The following is a 17,590-nucleotide window of genomic DNA, read 5'->3' as shown; positions in this document are numbered from 1 at the left end:
ATCATTTCTTGCGACGCTCCTGCGCGATCACCTTGCCGACGGTACCGTCGAGCTTCGTCCCCGCGGGCCAGCCGACGTAGTGACACAGGAACAGGGCGATCTCACGCAACTGTTCCTCGGACAGCTCCCCATTGCGCAGAGCAGCACCGATCTGGATCTCGGCGACATCGACATTGCCCTGCGCGGTGAGCGCCCCGAGCAGCAGCAGCCGACGCTCGCGCACGGTCAAGGCGGGCCGCGACCAGATGTCGGCGAACAGGTGATCGGCGGTGACGGCGAAGTGCTCGCCGGGGCCGTCCTCGAACTCCCAGCCGTAGACCTCGGTCATCTTGGCCAAGCCGCGCTTGCGGACGTCGGCGGGGGTTTCTCCGTTGGTGGTCATGAGATCTCCTTGTCGAGCGCGGGTTCGGCGACGCCGAGTCCCTCGGCGAGACGGGCGAGGGCCAGCCGCGCCAGTGGCAGGTCGACCGCGAGCCGGTCGCCGAGGTCGAGCGCGAGCGAGAGGTCCTTCTCGCCGAGATCGCGCACGTGGCCCAGGATGGGGAACCAGAAGTCGTCGGGGTCGATCGGCGCGGTGGTGTCGCGCAGCATGATCGCGCCCGGCCCACCGGTCACCGCGTCGGAGTGGCGAACCACCTTCCCGAGTGCGGTGAGACTGAGCCCGGCGGCCTCGGCCAGGCGCTGCGCCTCGGTGGCGGCGGTGAACGAGATGAAGTGAAGAAGGTTGCGTGCCAGCTTCATCCGTGTTCCCGCACCGACCGGACCGGCGTGCACGACGAGGTCGGAGAAGCACCCGAACGGCGGCCGGATCCGGTCCACCGCGGCGGCGCTACCGCCGACCATCACGGCCAGGCTCCCCCGGGTCGCGCCGGGTGCGCCGCCGCTGACGGGCGCGTCGACGAAGTCGACCTCGTGCTCGGCGCACCGGGCGGCCAGCTCCTGCGCCGTCCGGTCGCTGATGGTGGAGTGCACGGCGACCACCGTGCCCGGTGCCGCGGTGCTCAGGATGCCGGAAGGGCCGGTGAGCACCTCGGTCACCTGCGCATCGTCGATGACCGTCACGCAGATGATCCGCGCGTGCGTCGCGACCTGCGCCGGCTCGGCGACCGCACGCGCACCCGCGGCGACGAACGGCTCGATGACCTCGGGCCTGACATCGCAGACCGTGAGCCCGCCCGGCCAGTCCAGCAGCCGCCGCGCGATCGGCGCGCCCATATTGCCCAGCCCGATGAATCCGACTGGGGCGCTGGCGGATTCGGCCGTCATCGGATGATCTGCCCGCCGTCGACGTTGAGGATCTGGCCGGTCACCCAGCTCGCCTCGTCCGACAGCAGATACAGGCAGGCGCCGACCAGGTCCTGCGGGGTGCCCATCCGCTTGATCGGAATGCGCTTGACCATGTCCTTGACCATGTTTCCTGGCGTGACGGTCTGGGTGGCCTCGGTGTCGATCGGGCCGGGCGCGATGGCGTTGACTCTGATCCGCGAACCACCCAGCTCGGTGGCGAGTTGCTGGGTGAGGCCGTTGATACCGACCTTGGCCAGTCCGTAGAACCCCGAGTACAGCCATGCGGCGGTGGATGATTGGTTGACGATCGAGCCGCCGCCTGCCGCGATCATCGGCTGCCAGACCGCGCGCGTCACATTGAGCGCGCCGTCGAAGTTCACGCCCATGAACTTCTTGTAGTAGTCCCACGGCACGGTGAGCAGCAGATCGAGCTTCATCTCGCCGTAGATGGCCGCGTTGTTGACCAGGTGGTTGATCGCGCCGAACTCGGCGACGGTGAACTCCGCCAGTGCGACAGCGGATTCGGGATCGGCGACATCGACGCGGCGGAAGGCCGCGACCCCGCCGTCGGCGACGATCTGCTTGGCCACCTCCTCGCCGCGCTCGGCATTGAGGTCGGCGACAACGACATTGGCGCCTTCGGCGGCCAGTGCGCTCGCGTAGACCGCGCCGATGCCCTGCGCGGCGCCGGTGACGATCGCGGTGCGACCGGTGAAACGTGCCATGGTGTTCAGCTCCTGAGTGTGGACGGTGTCGGTGAGGTCAGGCGGGGGTGGCGATCAGCTTGGTTTCGAGGTATTCCTCGAAACCGGCGACGCCCATCTCCCGGCCGATGCCGGACTGCTTGTAGCCGCCGAACGGCGCGTCCGCGTGGTACCAGAGGCCGCCGTTGACGCTCAGGGTCCCGGTGCGCACCCCCGAGACGACCCGGTCGAGCCGGTCGGGGTCGGTGCCCCACACCGAACCCGACAGTCCATAGGGCGATTCGTTGGCCAGCCGGATCGCGTCGTCGTCGCCGTCGTGTGGAATCACGACGAGCACGGGCCCGAAGATCTCCTCCTGCGCGACGGTCGCGGTGTTGTCGAGTCCGCTGATCAGCGTCGGTTCGATGAAGTACCCACGTTCCTTGTCCGCGGGCCTGCCGCCGCCGACCTCGATCCGTCCACCTTCGGCGCGTGCGATCTCGAGGTAGCGCTCCACCCGCGCCCGCTGACGCTCGGAAATCACTGGGCCGCACACGGTTCCGGGGTTGGTCGGGTCGCCGGCAGCCAGCCCCCGGAGCGCACCGGCCGCGGCGGTGACCGCGGCGTCGTAGGACTCGCGCGGCACCAGCAGCCGCGTGGTGAGGGCGCACCCCTGGCCCGCGTGGACGGCGACGGTGAACGCGGTGTAGCTCGCGGCGGCCGCGATGTCGGCGTCGTCGAGCACGATCGCCGCCGATTTGCCGCCCAATTCGAGGAAGGTGCGCTTGAGCGTGGCCGACGCGCCGACCATCACCGAACGGCCGGTCTGGGTCGAGCCGGTGAAGGTGATCATGTCGACCCGTGGATCGAGGACCAGCTGGGCGCCGAGGCCGTGATCGGAGGAGGTGACGATATTGATCACCCCGGCCGGGATGTCGGTGTGCTCGGCGATGAGCGGGCCGAGCACCGCCGCGCACCAGGGTGTGTCCGGGGCGGGCTTGAGAACCACGGTGTTGCCCGCGGCCAGTGCGGGCCCGATCTTGGCCAGGTTGATCTGGTGCGGGAAGTTCCACGGCGTGATGGCGCCGACGACACCGACCGCCTCGCGCCGGATCACCCGGCGACTGGCGATACCCATCAGGTCCCTGGTGCCGAGATCGGTTTCCCACGTGTAGTTCTCGGCCAGGTCGGCGGCGTAGGACAGATCCGCGATCGGCCCTTCCAGTTGCGGTCCGCTGGTCAGCATGACCGGTGTGCCGACCTCGGCGATGGTGATCGCGCGCAGTTCCTCGAGGTGCTCGCCCAGTACGTCGCGCAGCTGGCGCAGGCAGTGCGCGCGAAACTTCGGGTCGCGCGACCACTGCGTCTCGTCGAAGGCGGTGCGCGCCGCGGCGATGGCCGCCTCCATGTCGGCGCCGGAGGCGTCGGCGGCGTAGCCGAGCACCTCCTCGGTGGCGGGATTGATGGTCGCGAAGACACCGGAGCCACCCGGGATCAACTTGCCGCCGATCAACAGTGGTGTGCCTTCGGCGGGGACGAGGCCGTTCATAGCGAGGCTCCGATACGTGTCTGGACAGGTGTACGGAATATAGTTCGGTTCATCGATCAGACGCAAGACCATGGTTCGTTCATTGGTCCGTACACCAGGCTGTAGTACCATCCAGACACATGTCCGAAATCGCGCCTACCGGCATCGAAGCAACTCGCCGACGCTTGACCGAAAAGCAGGCCGATACGGTGGACCGCCTGACCGTCGCCGCCGTCGATGTGCTGTCACGCGAGGGCTATTCGGGGACGACGATCCGGCTCGTCGCCGCGTCGGCCGGCGTCGGCACCGCCACGGCCTACACGTATTTCTCCTCCAAGGAACACCTGATCTCCGAGGTGTTCTGGCGGCGGCTGGTCGCCATGCCGCCGCTGGCGACCGGCGAGGCCGACCGGACCGCGCGCGTGGTCGCCGTTCTTCGCCAGGTCTCGATGCTGGTGGCCGACGAACCCGCCCTGGCCGGAGCGGTCAGCAGCGCCATGCTCGGCGACGATCCCGATGTGCGGCACCTGCGGGTGCGCATCGGCCGCGAGATCCGCCACCGACTCGGCGAAGCCCTCGGCACGAAGGATCCGGAGAGCCTGGCCGCGCTCGAACTGCTGTACTCCGGGGCGCTTCTCCAGGGCGGGATGGGCCTGCTGTCCTACGCGCAAGTGGCCGATCTGCTCGAGATCTGCGCGCGCCGATTACTGGCCGCGCCCGCCACGGACAGCTAGCGCACCGTCCGTCGGATTCGGCCCGAACCTTGTCGCACATCCGGAAGCCGTAGTACTGTCCAGACACATGTCCATTTAGTGTCTGGACAGTATTCCGGGAAGGACTTTCCAATGACGCTGGTCAAACCGCAGCGCGTGTCCGGAGGCGAGGACGAACACGGGCACCTGGCCGAGTTCCGTACCGATCCGATCGCCCTGATGCGGCGCGTTCGCGCCGAGTGCGGCGATGTCGGATCCTTCGAGCTCGCCGGACGTGATGTCGTCCTGTTGTCCGGCGCCGAGGCCAACGAATTCTTCTTCCGGGCCGGCGACGACGATCTCGACCAGGGCGCGGCCTACCCGTTTATGAAGCCGATCTTCGGTGAGGGCGTGGTGTTCGACGCACCCCCCGAGCGCCGCAAGGAAATGCTGCACAACCAGGCGCTGCGTGCGGATCACATGCGCGGGCACGCGGGCACCATCGCCCGTGAAGTGGATCAGATGGTCGCGCAGTGGGACGACGAGGGCGAGATCGATCTGCTCGAGTTCTTCGCCGAGCTGACCATCTACACCTCTTCGGCCTGTCTGATCGGGGTGAAGTTCCGCAATCAGCTCGACGGACGTTTCGCGCATCTCTATCACGAGCTCGAGCAGGGCACCGACGCTCTGGCCTACGTGGACCCGTACGCGCCGATCGAGAGTTTCGTCCGGCGTGACGCGGCGCGCGCGGCGTTGGTCGAGCTGGTGCAGGCGATCATGGATCAACGCGAGGCGAATCCGCCCACCAGCAAAGACGATCGCGACATGCTCGATGTCCTCATCTCGGTGAAGGACGAGAACGGGGCGCTGCGGTTCTCGGCCAGCGAGATCACCGGCATCTTCATCTCGATGATGTTCGCCGGCCACCACACCACCTCGGGCACCGCGGCCTGGACGATCATCGAACTGCTGCGCCATCCCGAGACGCTGGCCGGGGTGGTCACCGAACTCGACGAGCTCTACGCCGACGGCGCTGACGTGAGTCACCATGCGCTGCGCCAGATTCCGAATCTGGAAGCGGCACTGAAGGAGACCCTGCGGCTGCATCCGCCGCTGATCATCCTGATGCGACTGGCGCGCGGTGAGTTCGAGGTGTGCGGGCACCGCATCGAGCCGGGCGACATGGTGGCCGCCACCCCCGCGGTCTCCAACCGGATTCCGGAGGACTTCCCCGACCCGGACGCCTTCGATCCCGCGCGCTATCTCGACCCGCGCCAGGACGACATCCTCAACCGCTGGACCTGGATTCCGTTCGGCGCGGGCAGGCACCGCTGCGTCGGCGCGCCGTTCGCGCTCATGCAGCTCAAGGCGATCTTCTCGATTCTGCTGCGGGACTGGGAGTTCGAGCTCGCACAGCCGTCGGACACCTACCGCAACGACCATTCCAAGATGGTGGTGCAGTTGCAGCAGCCCTGCCGCGTCCGCTACCGCCGCAGGCAGCGCTGAGCGCGAGCGGAGGTCACTGTGTCCGCGACATCCATCCCTGCCGGATTCGATTTCACCGATCCGGCCCTGTGGGAATCCCGCAACCCCGTCCAGGAATTCGCCGAGCTCCGCCGGACCGCACCGGTGTGGTGGAACGCCCAGACCGACGCGCAGTCGGGCGGCTTCCGCGACGGCGGCTACTGGGTGATCACCAAACACGAGGACATCAAGGAGGTTTCGCGTAATCCGGAGCTGTTCTCCTCCGAGCGCAAGGGCTCGGTCATCCGGTTGCCCGGCGAGGTGACACCCGAGCAGATCGAACTCACCGGCGCCCTGCTGCTGAACATGGATCCGCCCAAACACACCAAGATCCGGCGCATCATCGCCAAAGGGTTCACGCCGCGCGCGGTCGAGGGGTTGCGCGCGGCGTTGACCGAACGGGCAGGGGCGATCGTGGCCGCGGCGCGTGCGGCCGGTAGCGGTGATTTCGTCGAACAGGTGGCGTGTGAGCTTCCGCTGCAAGCCATCGCCGAACTCGTCGGCGTCCCCCAGCGGGACCGCCGCAAGCTGTTCGACTGGTCGAATCAGATGCTCAACTACGACGACCCGGAGTACGGCGACGCCACGACCACCGACGCCTCGTCCACCGCGGCGATGGAGATCCTCGGCTACGCCTGGAACATGGCCGAGCAGCGCCGCATCGAACCCAGCGACGACATCGTCAGCAGGCTCGTGCACGCCGATCTCGACGGGGAGGCGCTCGGCTCCGACGAGTTCGGGTTCTTCGTGATCCTGCTCGCGGTCGCGGGCAACGAGACCACCCGCAACGCCATCACCCACGGGATGAAGGCGTTCATCGACAATCCGGATCAGTGGGAGCTCTACAAGCGACAGCGGCCACGGACCGCGCCCGACGAGATCGTGCGCTGGGCGACGCCGGTGACGGTGTTCCAGCGCACCGCGACCGCCGACACCGAGCTCGGCGGACAACTCATCCGCGCCGGTCAGCGCGTCGGATTGTTCTACAGCTCAGCCAATTTCGACGAGGACGCCTTCGAGAGCCCGTTCCGCTTCGACATCTCGCGCGACCCCAATCCGCATCTGGGCTTCGGCGGTACCGGCGCGCATTTCTGTGTCGGCGCGAACCTGGCCCGGCTCGAGATCGAGCTGATCTTCAACGCCATCGCCGACGTGATGCCCGATTTGTCCCAGGTTTCGGAGCCACAGCGGCTGCGATCGGGTTGGATCAACGGCATCAAACACTGGCAGGTCAGCTACGAGTCGGGAACGGTGCACTGATGCGGATCGCGCTGCTGTCATATCGGAGCAAGGCACATTGCGGCGGGCAGGGTGTCTATGTGCGGTACCTGAGTCAGGGACTCGTCGATCTCGGCCACCAGGTCGAGGTGTTCTCCGGCCAGCCCTATCCCGAGGATCTCGACCCGCGGGTGCGGCTCACCGAGGTGCCGAGCCTGGACCTGTATCGCGACGAAGACCCTTTTCGCACACCGCATCCCCGCGAGATCCGGGATCGCGTCGACCTGCTCGAGCTCGCCACCATGTGGACGGCCGGGTTCCCCGAACCTCGCACGTTCAGCTTGCGCGTGGCCAAGCTGCTGGCCGCGCGCGCCACGGAATTCGATGTGGTGCACGACAATCAGTGCCTGGGCTACGGCCTGCTCGCCATCGCGGAGCGGTTGCCGCTGGTGGCGACCGTGCACCATCCGATCACCCGCGACCGCGCGGTGGACCTGGCGGCGACGCCGTGGCGGCGCAAACTGCTCGTGCGGCGCTGGTACGGATTCCTCGGCATGCAACAGCAGGTGGCACGCCGGATTCCGGATCTGATCACCGTCTCGTCGTCCTCGGCCGCCGACATCGCCGAGGACTTCGGAGTGCGCCCGGGGCACCTGCACACGGTCCCCCTCGGGGTGGACACCGAGCTGTTCCGGCCGCGCTCGTCACCACGGGTGCGTGGGCGGATCGTGGCGGTCGCCAGCGCCGACAAACCACTCAAGGGCATCGCGCATCTGCTCAAAGCCGTTGCCCGGCTGCGCCATACCCATGAGGTCGAGCTCCGGCTCGTCGCGAAGCTGGAGCCCAACGGCCCCACCGAGAAGCTGATCGCCGAACTCGGCATCGCCGATATCGTCACCCCGGTCAGCGGAGTCAGCGACGAGCAGCTGGCCGAACTGCTCGCCTCGGCCCAGATCGCCTGCATTCCCTCGATGTACGAAGGGTTCTCGCTGCCCGCCGTCGAAGCGATGGCGAGCGGCACACCCCTCGTCGCCAGCCGAGCCGGGGCACTGCCCGAGGTCGTCGGCGACTGCGCCGAACTGGTCGCTCCCGGCGACGTGGACGCCCTGACCCGGGTGCTCGGCGAGCTGCTCACCGATCCCGACCGGCGCGCCCGTATGGAAGCGGCCGGGCGTAGCCGCGTACTCGCGTTGTTCAGCTGGGCGGCCGTCGCGGCGCAGACCGTCGCGATCTACGAGCAGGCCGTCGCCCGGCGTTTCCCGACCACGATCCCTTCCCACCCCTTTCCGGAGGCCCCATGTTGACCGTCGATTTCGACCGCTTGGGCGTCGGCCATGGATCACGGGTGATCGACATCGGCTGTGGTGCGGGCAGACACTCCTTCGAGGCGTATCGCCGCGGCGCCGACGTCGTCGCCTTCGACCAGAACGCCGCCGACCTGGCCGACGTGGACGTGATGTTCCAGGCTATGGCCGAGGTCGGCGAAGCCCCCGAGTACGCGAAGGCCGAGACCGTGCGCGGCGACGCGCTCGACCTGCCCTACGGCAACGACGAATTCGATGTGGTCATCGCCTCGGAGATCCTCGAGCACATCCCGCAGGACAACCGCGCCGTCATCGAGCTGGTGCGGGTGCTCAAACCCGGCGGCGCGCTGGCGGTCACGGTGCCGCGCTGGCTGCCCGAACGCATCTGCTGGGCGCTGTCGGACGAATACCACGCCAACGAGGGCGGCCACGTGCGCATCTATCGCGCCGACGAATTGCGCGACAAGATCACCGCGCGTGGCCTGCGCTACCACCACCAGGACTTCGCGCATGCCCTGCACTCGCCCTTCTGGTGGCTCAAATGCGCTGTCGGCGTGCGCAACGACGACCATCCGCTGGTGAGCGCCTATCACCGCATGCTGGTGTGGGACATGATGTCGGCGCCCGCGCTGACGCGCACGGCCGAACGTCTGCTGAACCCACTGGTCGGCAAGTCCGTCGCCCTCTACTTCACCAAACCGGCGGTGCGCAGTGATGCCCGCTGACCTGCCCACCGTTGCCGGGGTCGTCTCCGCGAGCGAGATCCGGCGCACCGCCGAATCCATCGCCGCCGCACAGGAACCCGACGGTGCGATCCCCTGGTTCAGCGGAGGCCACACCGATCCGTGGGATCACATCGAGTCCGCGATGGCGCTCACCGTGGGCGGATTGTGGGACGTGGCCCGTGAGGCCTACATCTGGTCGGCGAAATCGCAGCGGTCCGACGGGTCGTGGCCCATGCAGGTCCGCGCGGGCGTGATCGAGAACCACGACTCCGACACCAATTTCTGCGCCTACCTGGCCACCGGTGTTCTGCACGCCCTCACGATCACCGGCGATACCGGGTTCGCCGCGGAGATGTGGCCGACAGTCCGCGCCGGCATCGACTTCGTCCTCGGGCTGCAACGGGGCGCCCACGGCGAGATCCATTGGTCGGCAAACGAATACGGGTCGTCGGGGGAGGCTCTGCTGACCGGCTGCTCCAGCATCTTCCACAGTCTCGGCTGTGCGGTGACCCTCGCCGAGCGGGTGGGCGACCCGCGACCGGATTGGGCGGTGGCTCGCGGCCGGCTCGGCAACGCTCTGCGCCGTCATCCGGAAGCGTTCCTGGACAAGAGCCGTTACTCCATGGACTGGTACTACCCGGTCCTCGGCGGCGCGGTGCGCGGCGCGGCGGCCGCGGACCGGATAGCGCGGCACTGGAACGAATTCGTGGTCCCCGATCTCGGCATTCGCTGCGTGTCCGACGCACCGTGGGTCACCGGCGCCGAGACCTGCGAACTGGTGCTCGCACTCGATGCCATCGGCGACACCGCCGCCGCGAGCACGCTGTTCGCCGCGATGCAGCATCTGCGCGAATCGGACGGATCCTATTGGACCGGACTCGTTTTCACCGACGGCAAGCGCTGGCCCGAAGAGCGCACCACGTGGACCGCGGCGGCGGTCGTGCTCGCCGCCGACGCCCTCAGCCGCACCACCGCGGGCAACGGCATCTTCCGCGACGCACTCCCCCGGTGATCCGGCTCAGTTACATGCGGCGGTTCGCTGCAGGATGCGCAGCGAACCGGTGACCGAGAGCTCGCGGAATTTGCCGCTGTCGATCGCGCGTCGATAGATGTTGAACGGCGCGCGACCACCGTCGGCGGGATCGGGGAAAACGTCGTGGATGGCGAGCAGCCCGCCGCCGGCCACCCAGTGCACCCAGTTGTCGTAGTCGCGCTGGGCGGCTTCCTCGGTGTGGCCGCCGTCGATGAACAGCATGCGCAGCGGGGCCCGCCAGAGGCGTGCGGCGGCACTCGACGAGCCGATGATCGCGGTCACCGTGTCGGTGAGATCCGCGCGAATCATGGTGCGCCGGAACGTGGTCACGGTGTCGAAGACGCCGGTCTCCGGGTCGATCATGCTGGTGTCGTGGTACTCCCAGCCCGGCTGATGTTCCTCGGAGCCACGGTGGTGGTCCACGGTGCACACGGTGGCACCGGTTTCGCGGGCCGCGGCGCCGAGATAGACGGTCGACTTGCCGCAGTAGGTGCCGATCTCCATGATGATTCCGTCACCCGCGTACGCGCGGGCGGCCGTGTAGAGCGCCTGTCCCTCCTCCGGCGGCATGAATCCGACGGTCTGTTCGGCGAGGGCGAACAGGTCGCTGGTACCGGCGGAGATCTCGTCTACAGCTCCCATGCGGGTGACGCTAACACATGACCTGGAATACAATCCGGACTACTGTCCGGAAACATGCTCGGATAGCCGGAACCCAAGGAGAACACCGATGAAGACTCGTCTCAACTGCCCCTGCGGCGTCAGCATTCGCGGCACGGACGAGGCCGATCTGATCAAGCAGACCCAGGAGCACCTGGCCGCGAACCACCCCGGCCACGACTACACCCCGGACGAGATCCTCTTCATCGCCTACTGATCATTTCGTCGGCAGGGCGTTCTGCAGGCCACCCACCTCGGTGATCTGCCAGCCGGAATTCCGGTCGACGGTGAGCGAATAGGTGACGGTGGTCCGCGTCCTCTCGGGCGTCTGGGCGCTGGTGGAGACCACGTCGAGGTAGGCGTTGACCTTGTAGATGCCACCGGCTTCCGAGATCACCTTCGCCGACAGCGGGTTCGCCTTCGACGTCCACTGCAGCGGGAGCAGGATCTGCTCCAATTGCGGTGCGGTGGCGTCGAATTTGGCGGCCAGAGACCCGGTGGTGCCGGTCTTGAGCCGGACGAACCAGGCAGGCACGTCGCGGTAGTCGATCGTGGACGCGCCGACGCCGTAGCCGGTCGCGATCTGCTCCACGCGCTCGGCATCGGCCGCGCGCGCGTCGCGCTCGGCGATCGTCGCCCGCGCCGAGAAATACAGCGCCGCGAACGTGACGACCGCGGCGACGAGCACCCCGATCGTGCCGCTGACCAGAACGGCCGAGAGCCGGACGGAGACGGTGCGCGGCGCCTGCTCGCCGGTAGCGGTGGCTTCTGCTTCGGTCGCTGTACTCATGGTCAGTTCCTTTGTCCGGCTATTTGACGCCGAGGCTGAAGTGCACGGTGCCGTCGGCGTCCACGTTCTGCAGTGCTTGGTCGATCAGGGTGCTGATGTCGATGGCCGGCGTCTGATGTACCGCATCGGTGACCACCGGGCCGAGAATCTGTCCCAGCGGGGCGATACTCGGGCCGATCTCGGTGATCAGGGCGGTCAGGTTGTCGAGGAAGGGAACCAGGCCGTCGCCGGTGAAGTAGTCGTCGACCGGACGGCTTTCCACGAGCTCCGAACCGGACTCGACGATCGCGTTCAGCGTGACACCGAACTCGCCGAACAGCGGGCCCGCCGTAGCGAGGGACGGTCCGAGCCACGCCATGTCACCGCCGAGGGCTTGGATGTCGGCGAACAGCTGCCGAATCGCTTCGGTGCGGCTGAGCAGCGTCGCCGCGAGCAGCGTCGATGACCGCTGCAGGGTCCCCATCGCGGCATCGGTCCCGGCCAGCGCGCGATCGAAGGTGTCGACCAGGTTCGCGATCACCTCGGGACGGATCTGGTCGAGCAGCTCGACCAGCCGGGCCGAGAGTGCGGTGATGGTCGTCGGCAGGTGAACGCGGTCCGCCGCGACGACCTGGCCGTCCTCGAGATACGGGCCTGCCCCCGACTCCGGTGCGAAGGCGATGTAGGGCTCGCCCAGCGCCGACAACTGCTCGATGCGGACATCGCTGGACACCGGGACGCGGTAGCGACTGTCGATGCGCAACCGGACGAGCACACCGTCGGCCTGTTTTCGCACCGACTCGGTGCGCCCGACCTGGACACCGGAGAGCAGGACCGGTGAGTTCGGCGCCAGCCCGCCCGAGTTCGCCAGCCGCAGATCCGCGGTGCGGTAGCTGATTCGCGGATCGAGCCGCAGCACACCGAGCGACATGTACCCGACCCCGAAGATCAGCACCGCCATGATCGCCGAGAGTGACACTGTCGCACGAAGATTCATCGCACCAGGCCGATCATTCGCAGGGAGTCGACGATCCGCTCGGTGTGTTCGCCGGGGGTGATCGACAGGTCGACCTTCGGTCCGTGTCGCGCGAACGGGACCAGGTCGGTGTTGATCAGGTCGATGAGCGCTTTCATGTTCGAGGGCGCGTCGGTGTCGAGGGGGTGGCTGCCCAGCAGCATGGGGACCACGGCGCGGGTGGTGTCGTCCAGGGAGGACAGCAGCGGGCCGAGCCACTGCACGCTCGGCGCGACCGGGCCGAGCGCGGTCAGCACGAAGATGACGCTGATCTGGGTGTTCACCGCATCGGTGGTGTGTTGGACGCCGTAGGGGGTGAGCAGCTCGTCGAGAATCGGCACGTTGTGCCGCATGCCGTCTTCGACGGTGGCTTCCATGCCGTCGAGCAGGGCGTCGACCGAGTTCAGGTGGCTGCCGAGGTCGGCGATATCGGCGCCGAGAATGTCTGCGATTCTGGCTGTTTCGCGCGGATCGTCGGGAAAGACCCCGTTCATCGTGCGCACGATGTCCTGGAAGTCGGTCACCGCGCCGCTGCCGATGAAGGTGGACAGCCCGGCCAGGATGTCCTCGATCGGCGGCGACTGGGTGGTGTCGGCGAGCGGAATGGTCGCGCCGGCTGTCAGCTCGCCCGCGGTCGTGTCGGCGGGATCGCTCAGGGCGATGTGGACGTCGCCGAGCGGCGTCTCCTGGCGCAGTTCGGCGGTGGTGCCCACCGGGAGCCGGACCGACTGCTGGATCTCGACATCGACGACGGCATATCCCGGCACGGCCGCCCGATCCGCCGTGGCGGGGACGGGATCGACCAGGGTGACCCCGGTGAGCCCGCCGACGCGAACACCCGCCGCGATCACCTTGGCCCCCTGCGGGAGATTGAGGACGTCGGCGAATTCGATCCGTAGCGGGTAGGTGGGTCCGCCGACCTCGGCGCCCGGCACGGGCAGATCGGCGGGCTGGAATCCGCAACCGGTGGCGGCGAGCAGCACCGCGAGGACGAGCAGGGCGGCACGGTTCATCGGGCGCTCACCGCTCCCAGCAGGACGGGCATCGCGGGAATCGTCATCGCACCACTTTCCGAAGGAACGCACACCTGCCCGGTGACCACCTGCACGGCCGCGCAGATCTGGGCCGAGTCCTGCTGGGCGAGTGCGAGTTTCGGTGGCGCATAGCCGATGGTCAGTGCGCCGGTGGCCGGGTCGACGGCGCCGGCGAAACCACTGGCGACAGCGGGCGCCATCGCGATGACGTCGGCCAGCGAGCCGACCCCCGCCGCGATCATCCGCGACAGATCGGGTACCGCGTCCAGTGCGCGCAGTCCGGGCGAGCCGAACATCATGATCACGTCGTTGAGCTGGGGCAGCAGATCGGCGAGGGTGGCGACGATCGCGATGACCGGGGGAAAGGCGATGGTGACGATGTCGTCGAATGTCTGCGGCAACCCGGTCACCGTCGTCTCCACCTGCGACCAGCCGCCGCGCGCGCGGTGCGCGAGCTCGGTGAGCGCGTCGAGCAACTGCCCGAGGTGACCGATCGCCGCATCGGGTGCGGCCAGTGCCCGGCTCAGCGCGACGATGATGTCGTTGATCTGCTCGCCCGTTCCCGCGGTGGCGCGATCGAGGGCAGTGATCCCGGCGCCGAGGGCGGTCCGCTGCGCCGGATCGCCCGTGCCGTTGAGCTGGTCGGCCAGACCGGCGAGGGCGTCGAAGGTCTGCGTGAGGCTCTTGGGCGTCAGGGTTTTGGTGATGCACGCGCTCGAATTCCAGCCCGGCCCGACAGGTTCGTTGCCGATGAGGGCCAGTCGGCGGTCGGCGATCAAGGTGTCGCTGACCGTCACCGCCCCGACCTCGAGCGGCAGTTTGCGGTCGGCGCGGACTGTGAATTCGACGCGCGCCGAAGCACCGGCGATGCTGATGTCGGTGACCCGCCCGACCGGCACCCCCAGCACCGTGACCGCGCTGCCTTCGTACAGTCCGATGCTGTCGGGCATGTCGGCGCAGTAGGCCCGCATCGGCGGGTTCGGTGTGCTCAGCCGCAGGCCGAGCGCGCCGGCGAGGACGAGCGTCAGGACCACCGCGACCGACATCAACCCCCGCGATCCGAGTACCTGTTTCGATATCAACAGCCACCCCCCGGCAGTGGCACGCAGACCGCGGGTAACTGGATCGCCGCCCCGGATTGATCGACGCTCACCCCGCCGCCCGGCGGAAGCAGCGGGAGCAAGCGCTGCTCCAGCGCGCGCACCGAATCGAACAGGGCGCCCAGGCGCGTACCGAGCTCTTCGAGCGCGGGGACCGCCGCGGCGAGCGGGGCCACCCGCTGCGCGATCGAGGCGTCCCACGCGCGCCCGAGCGGCGTGACCTGTTTCAGGACGACCGACAGATCGATCAGGGAATCCGCGACCACCACCTTGTTGGTCTGGATGATCTGCTCGAGCGTGCCGAGGGTGATGATCAGGTTCGCCAGCACCTCGGCGTTGGCCCGCAGTGCGCTGAGGTACTCGTCGGCGATGGACAGGGTGCGCGAGATGTCCGCGTTCTGCTCGTCCAGGATCGCGACCACGTCACCGGCGGCGCGCACGGCCGACCGCACCGCGTCCGGGCTCTTGTCGATCGCGGTGGACAGCGCGGCGAGGTCGCGTCGGAAGACCTCGCCGTCGATGCGGCGCACCGGCTCCACCGCGTCCTGGAATGCCCGGGTCAGGTTGTAGGGCACGATCACTCGCTGCGCGGGCAGCACCGCATCACCCAGCGGTCGCGTGCCCGCGGGCAGCACCGCCACGTAGTAGCCGCCGACAAAGGTCAGCATCCGGATATCGAGGGTGGTCTGATCGCCGATGAACGCGTCGGCGGCGACGGTGAACTTCATCCTGACCCGGTCGGGCAGCAGGTCCAGCGAGGCCACTTTCCCGACGGGGATCCCGGCGAGCCGCACATCGTCGCCGACGCGGACCGAACCTGCCTCGGTCAGGTCGGCGGAATAGGTTCTCTGCGCGGTGGTTCCGGTGACATAGACGAGACCGATCGCGACCAGGAGCAGTACCGCGGCGCACATTCCCGCTATCCCCCAGCACAATTCACCCACGCGGGGGTCGTTGACGACGCGTCGGCGCGTTATCGGTGACACAGCACGATCCCCTGTCCGGCGATGAGCACTTGCAGCGGTGGCGGTGCGGTGGCGTCACCGTGCGAGCAGGTGAGGTCGGGCCCGGTCTGGGGAATCGCGCGCGTCATCGACTGGATGAGGCCGGGCAGGCTCTCGAACGCGGCCACCGCCTCGTACGGATCGGGAAAGGCTCTGGTGAGCGCCGCGTCAAGATCGCTGTTCGGCTCGCCGGTGACCCCGAAGACGGTCAGCATGCTGCGCAGCGGTTTCAGCACACCGGGGATACCGATCGAGAAGTCCACCAGCCCGGGCAGTTTCGCGGTGATGGCCATGAACAGGTTGGTCAGATTGGTCAGCAGCGTGATGGCGTTCCCCGACTTTCCGTCGAGATGATCGGCGACCTCGGCGAGGTTGCGCGCGAGCGTCGACAGGACCACCTGACGGTCGGAAGCGAAGCGGCTGAGCTTGTCGATGGCGCCCAGTGCCTGCCCGAGACCTGTGCCGTCGCCCTGGATCACCGCGAGGATGCTGGTCGCGAACTGGTTGAGATCCTCGGGAGAGAGTTCGGCCAGCACCGGCTGCAAACCCTTGAACAGACGGGTGATGTCGAAGTCCGGCACCGTCTCCGCGGTGCTGAAAACCGACGCCGGATCACGTCGGCCCGTCGGCTGGTCGGGTTGTTCGACGCCCAGATACCGGAAACCCGTGAGGTTCTGGTAGCGGATGGCGATCCGGGAGTTGATGAACAGCGTCCGATCCCGCGCGACGGTGAAGCGCACGCGGGCGAGCGCGCCGTCGAGTTCGACGGCCACCACCTTGCCGACCTGCACCCCGTAGAGGCGCACGTCGTCACCGCTGCGCAGCCCGTTCGCATCGGTGAACAGCGCTGTATAGGTGTCGGTTTCGCCGTCGACGGGTCGCTCGATCACGCGCAGGACGCCGACCAGCACCACTGCCATCAGCGCGACCGCGGTGGCTACCCGGATCAGCAGGGCACGCGTTGTCATCAGTGCCCGCCCCCGAGCATCGCGGCCAGCGGCGCGGCCAGACCCGGCACACCGTCGAGCGCGACGTCGGCTCGGAGCACCGGGCCCTCGGTTGTGTCCTGGAAGGCGGTGTCGAGTCGGGTGAGCAGCTCGCTCAGTTGCTGCGCCGAGCGCTGCGGGGTGCTGACCGAGGCGGCGAGGCGGTCGAGGACAAGGCTGAGCATGGGCAGGATCTCCCCGAAGTACTGTTGAGAGGTGCTGAACAGTCGCGTGACCGTCGGCAGCAATTGGTATTGGACGCCCTCGAACATCCGGCCGAACCGCTGGAGCTGATCGGGGACCGCCAGGTATTTGTTCGTGTACTCCGCGTTCAGCAGCGTCAGGCCGCCGGTCAGCATCGGCGGCAGACCGGTCAGCGCCGAACCGAACTGCTCGAACAGCACCGAGGGCGGTAGCTGCCTGGTCTCGGCATAGGAGCGGGCGGTCGTGCCGATGGCTTCCAGCAGCGGGGTGAACGCCGTCAGATCGCGGGAGACGGTACTGAGCAAGGCGACGAGTTTCGGTGTCAGCACCTCGTCGGTGAGCTGTCCCGTTGCTTTCAGCAAGGCGGAGAGCGTGGCGTCGTGGACCCGATCAGCGTCACGACCGGTCAAGTCGACAATCGAACCGTCGACCAGCTCAGCACCGCCCACCGTCGAGTGCAGCTCGATGGCGCTGATGCCGAACAGGTTTCCCGGCGCGTAGTCGACGGCCAGCGCGTCGGTCAGGCCGAACAGCTGAGACCCGCTCAGCGTGAGCTCGATGCGCTGCTTGCTCCGGCCGGCGAAGTCGATCGTGTCGACCGAGCCGACCCGCACACCGTCGAGCCGGACCTCGGTGCCCTCCCCCACTCCCTCGCCGACCTCGCCGACCAGCAGCGCGACCCGGATCTGGTCGGCGGGCACACTGTCGGGGACCACGCGCCAGACCAGCACGGCGAGTAGCGCGAGCGCGATGGCGAGCGCGCCGAGGATCCGGGCGCGCAGCGGCCCGACTTCGGTTCCCGGCAGGGCGTAGGCAGGCATGGC

General features: G+C 68.0%; 19 protein-coding genes. 7 read left to right on the top strand and 12 right to left on the bottom strand.

Annotated features, from left to right (window positions below; translation table 11 throughout):
• Window position 1: 1 nt before the first annotated feature.
• Genes ACFTS5_RS12435 through ACFTS5_RS12420 form a run of 4 tightly spaced genes read right to left on the bottom strand, consistent with a single transcriptional unit; the run spans window position 2 to window position 3,519 of the window.
• Window positions 2-382 carry a carboxymuconolactone decarboxylase family protein gene (locus tag ACFTS5_RS12435; RefSeq protein WP_378630331.1) on the bottom strand — a complete coding sequence of 127 codons (381 nt, stop codon included), beginning with the start codon at window positions 380-382 and terminating at the stop codon, window positions 2-4.
• Complete coding sequence (locus ACFTS5_RS12430; protein WP_378630330.1) at window positions 379-1,266, bottom strand: NAD(P)-dependent oxidoreductase; 888 nt, start codon at window positions 1,264-1,266, stop codon at window positions 379-381. Before ACFTS5_RS12430 ends, ACFTS5_RS12435 begins: the two co-directional genes overlap by 4 nt.
• Window positions 1,263-2,012: an SDR family oxidoreductase gene (locus tag ACFTS5_RS12425; RefSeq protein ID WP_378630328.1), complete on the bottom strand. Its 750-nt coding sequence runs from the start codon at window positions 2,010-2,012 to the stop codon at window positions 1,263-1,265. The genes ACFTS5_RS12430 and ACFTS5_RS12425 overlap by 4 nt, the downstream gene beginning before the upstream one ends.
• 37 nt (window positions 2,013-2,049) lie before the next feature.
• Window positions 2,050-3,519 carry an aldehyde dehydrogenase gene (locus ACFTS5_RS12420; RefSeq protein ID WP_378630326.1) on the bottom strand — a complete coding sequence of 490 codons (1,470 nt, stop codon included), beginning with the start codon at window positions 3,517-3,519 and terminating at the stop codon, window positions 2,050-2,052.
• Window positions 3,520-3,638: 119 nt separating this feature from the next.
• On the opposite strand from ACFTS5_RS12420, the gene ACFTS5_RS12415 reads away from it, so the two are divergent.
• The 6 genes from ACFTS5_RS12415 (at window position 3,639) to ACFTS5_RS12390 (ending at window position 9,973) form a co-directional block, all read left to right on the top strand.
• Window positions 3,639-4,232, top strand: a complete 594-nt coding sequence (locus ACFTS5_RS12415) for a TetR/AcrR family transcriptional regulator (protein WP_378630324.1) — start codon at window positions 3,639-3,641, stop codon at window positions 4,230-4,232.
• A 111-nt stretch (window positions 4,233-4,343) separates the two neighbouring features.
• A complete protein-coding gene (locus tag ACFTS5_RS12410; protein WP_378630323.1) occupies window positions 4,344-5,696 on the top strand; it encodes a cytochrome P450 in 1,353 nt (450 codons plus the stop codon).
• A gap of 18 nt (window positions 5,697-5,714) precedes the next feature.
• Complete coding sequence (locus tag ACFTS5_RS12405) at window positions 5,715-6,974, top strand: cytochrome P450 (protein WP_378630321.1); 1,260 nt, start codon at window positions 5,715-5,717, stop codon at window positions 6,972-6,974.
• The gene (locus ACFTS5_RS12400; RefSeq protein ID WP_378630320.1) at window positions 6,974-8,236 is read left to right on the top strand and encodes a glycosyltransferase family 4 protein; all 1,263 of its coding nucleotides are present in this window, start codon (window positions 6,974-6,976) and stop codon (window positions 8,234-8,236) included. The genes ACFTS5_RS12405 and ACFTS5_RS12400 overlap by 1 nt, the downstream gene beginning before the upstream one ends.
• Window positions 8,230-8,961: a class I SAM-dependent methyltransferase gene (locus tag ACFTS5_RS12395; protein ID WP_378630317.1), complete on the top strand. Its 732-nt coding sequence runs from the start codon at window positions 8,230-8,232 to the stop codon at window positions 8,959-8,961. The genes ACFTS5_RS12400 and ACFTS5_RS12395 overlap by 7 nt, the downstream gene beginning before the upstream one ends.
• Window positions 8,951-9,973, top strand: coding sequence for a prenyltransferase (locus ACFTS5_RS12390; RefSeq protein ID WP_378630315.1), 1,023 nt, complete (start codon window positions 8,951-8,953; stop codon window positions 9,971-9,973). Before ACFTS5_RS12395 ends, ACFTS5_RS12390 begins: the two co-directional genes overlap by 11 nt.
• Before the next feature lie 6 nt (window positions 9,974-9,979).
• On the opposite strand, the gene ACFTS5_RS12385 is transcribed toward ACFTS5_RS12390, so the two are convergent.
• Entirely contained in the window at window positions 9,980-10,636 is a 657-nt protein-coding gene (locus ACFTS5_RS12385) for a class I SAM-dependent methyltransferase (protein WP_378630314.1), read from the bottom strand.
• A gap of 88 nt (window positions 10,637-10,724) precedes the next feature.
• On the opposite strand from ACFTS5_RS12385, the gene ACFTS5_RS12380 reads away from it, so the two are divergent.
• Window positions 10,725-10,871, top strand: coding sequence for a DUF1059 domain-containing protein (locus ACFTS5_RS12380; protein WP_378630312.1), 147 nt, complete (start codon window positions 10,725-10,727; stop codon window positions 10,869-10,871).
• Here the strand turns inward: ACFTS5_RS12380 and ACFTS5_RS12375 are convergent, their stop codons facing one another.
• From ACFTS5_RS12375 to ACFTS5_RS12345, 7 genes are read right to left on the bottom strand one after another with little or no spacing between them, the layout of a single operon-like run.
• On the bottom strand, window positions 10,872-11,444 hold the full coding sequence (locus ACFTS5_RS12375) for a hypothetical protein (protein WP_378630311.1): 573 nt from the start codon (window positions 11,442-11,444) through the stop codon (window positions 10,872-10,874). It abuts the gene before it with no gap.
• Between the two features lie 19 nt (window positions 11,445-11,463).
• The gene (locus tag ACFTS5_RS12370) at window positions 11,464-12,384 is read right to left on the bottom strand and encodes an MlaD family protein (protein ID WP_378630309.1); all 921 of its coding nucleotides are present in this window, start codon (window positions 12,382-12,384) and stop codon (window positions 11,464-11,466) included.
• Between the two features lie 32 nt (window positions 12,385-12,416).
• Window positions 12,417-13,451, bottom strand: coding sequence for an MlaD family protein (locus ACFTS5_RS12365; protein WP_378630307.1), 1,035 nt, complete (start codon window positions 13,449-13,451; stop codon window positions 12,417-12,419).
• Entirely contained in the window at window positions 13,448-14,518 is a 1,071-nt protein-coding gene (locus tag ACFTS5_RS12360; protein ID WP_378630305.1) for an MlaD family protein, read from the bottom strand. Before ACFTS5_RS12360 ends, ACFTS5_RS12365 begins: the two co-directional genes overlap by 4 nt.
• Before the next feature lie 32 nt (window positions 14,519-14,550).
• Window positions 14,551-15,558, bottom strand: a complete 1,008-nt coding sequence (locus tag ACFTS5_RS12355) for an MlaD family protein (protein WP_378630304.1) — start codon at window positions 15,556-15,558, stop codon at window positions 14,551-14,553.
• Window positions 15,546-16,544: an MlaD family protein gene (locus ACFTS5_RS12350; protein ID WP_378630302.1), complete on the bottom strand. Its 999-nt coding sequence runs from the start codon at window positions 16,542-16,544 to the stop codon at window positions 15,546-15,548. Before ACFTS5_RS12350 ends, ACFTS5_RS12355 begins: the two co-directional genes overlap by 13 nt.
• Window positions 16,544-17,587 carry a hypothetical protein gene (locus ACFTS5_RS12345; protein ID WP_378630300.1) on the bottom strand — a complete coding sequence of 348 codons (1,044 nt, stop codon included), beginning with the start codon at window positions 17,585-17,587 and terminating at the stop codon, window positions 16,544-16,546. Before ACFTS5_RS12345 ends, ACFTS5_RS12350 begins: the two co-directional genes overlap by 1 nt.
• Window positions 17,588-17,590 lie beyond the last annotated feature (3 nt).

Source organism: Nocardia sp. NPDC056952 (genome assembly GCF_042674185.1).
Classification (GTDB): domain Bacteria; phylum Actinomycetota; class Actinomycetes; order Mycobacteriales; family Mycobacteriaceae; genus Nocardia.
Note: the sequence above shows the minus strand (reverse complement) of the source record. Positions and strands in the feature narration are given on the sequence as shown.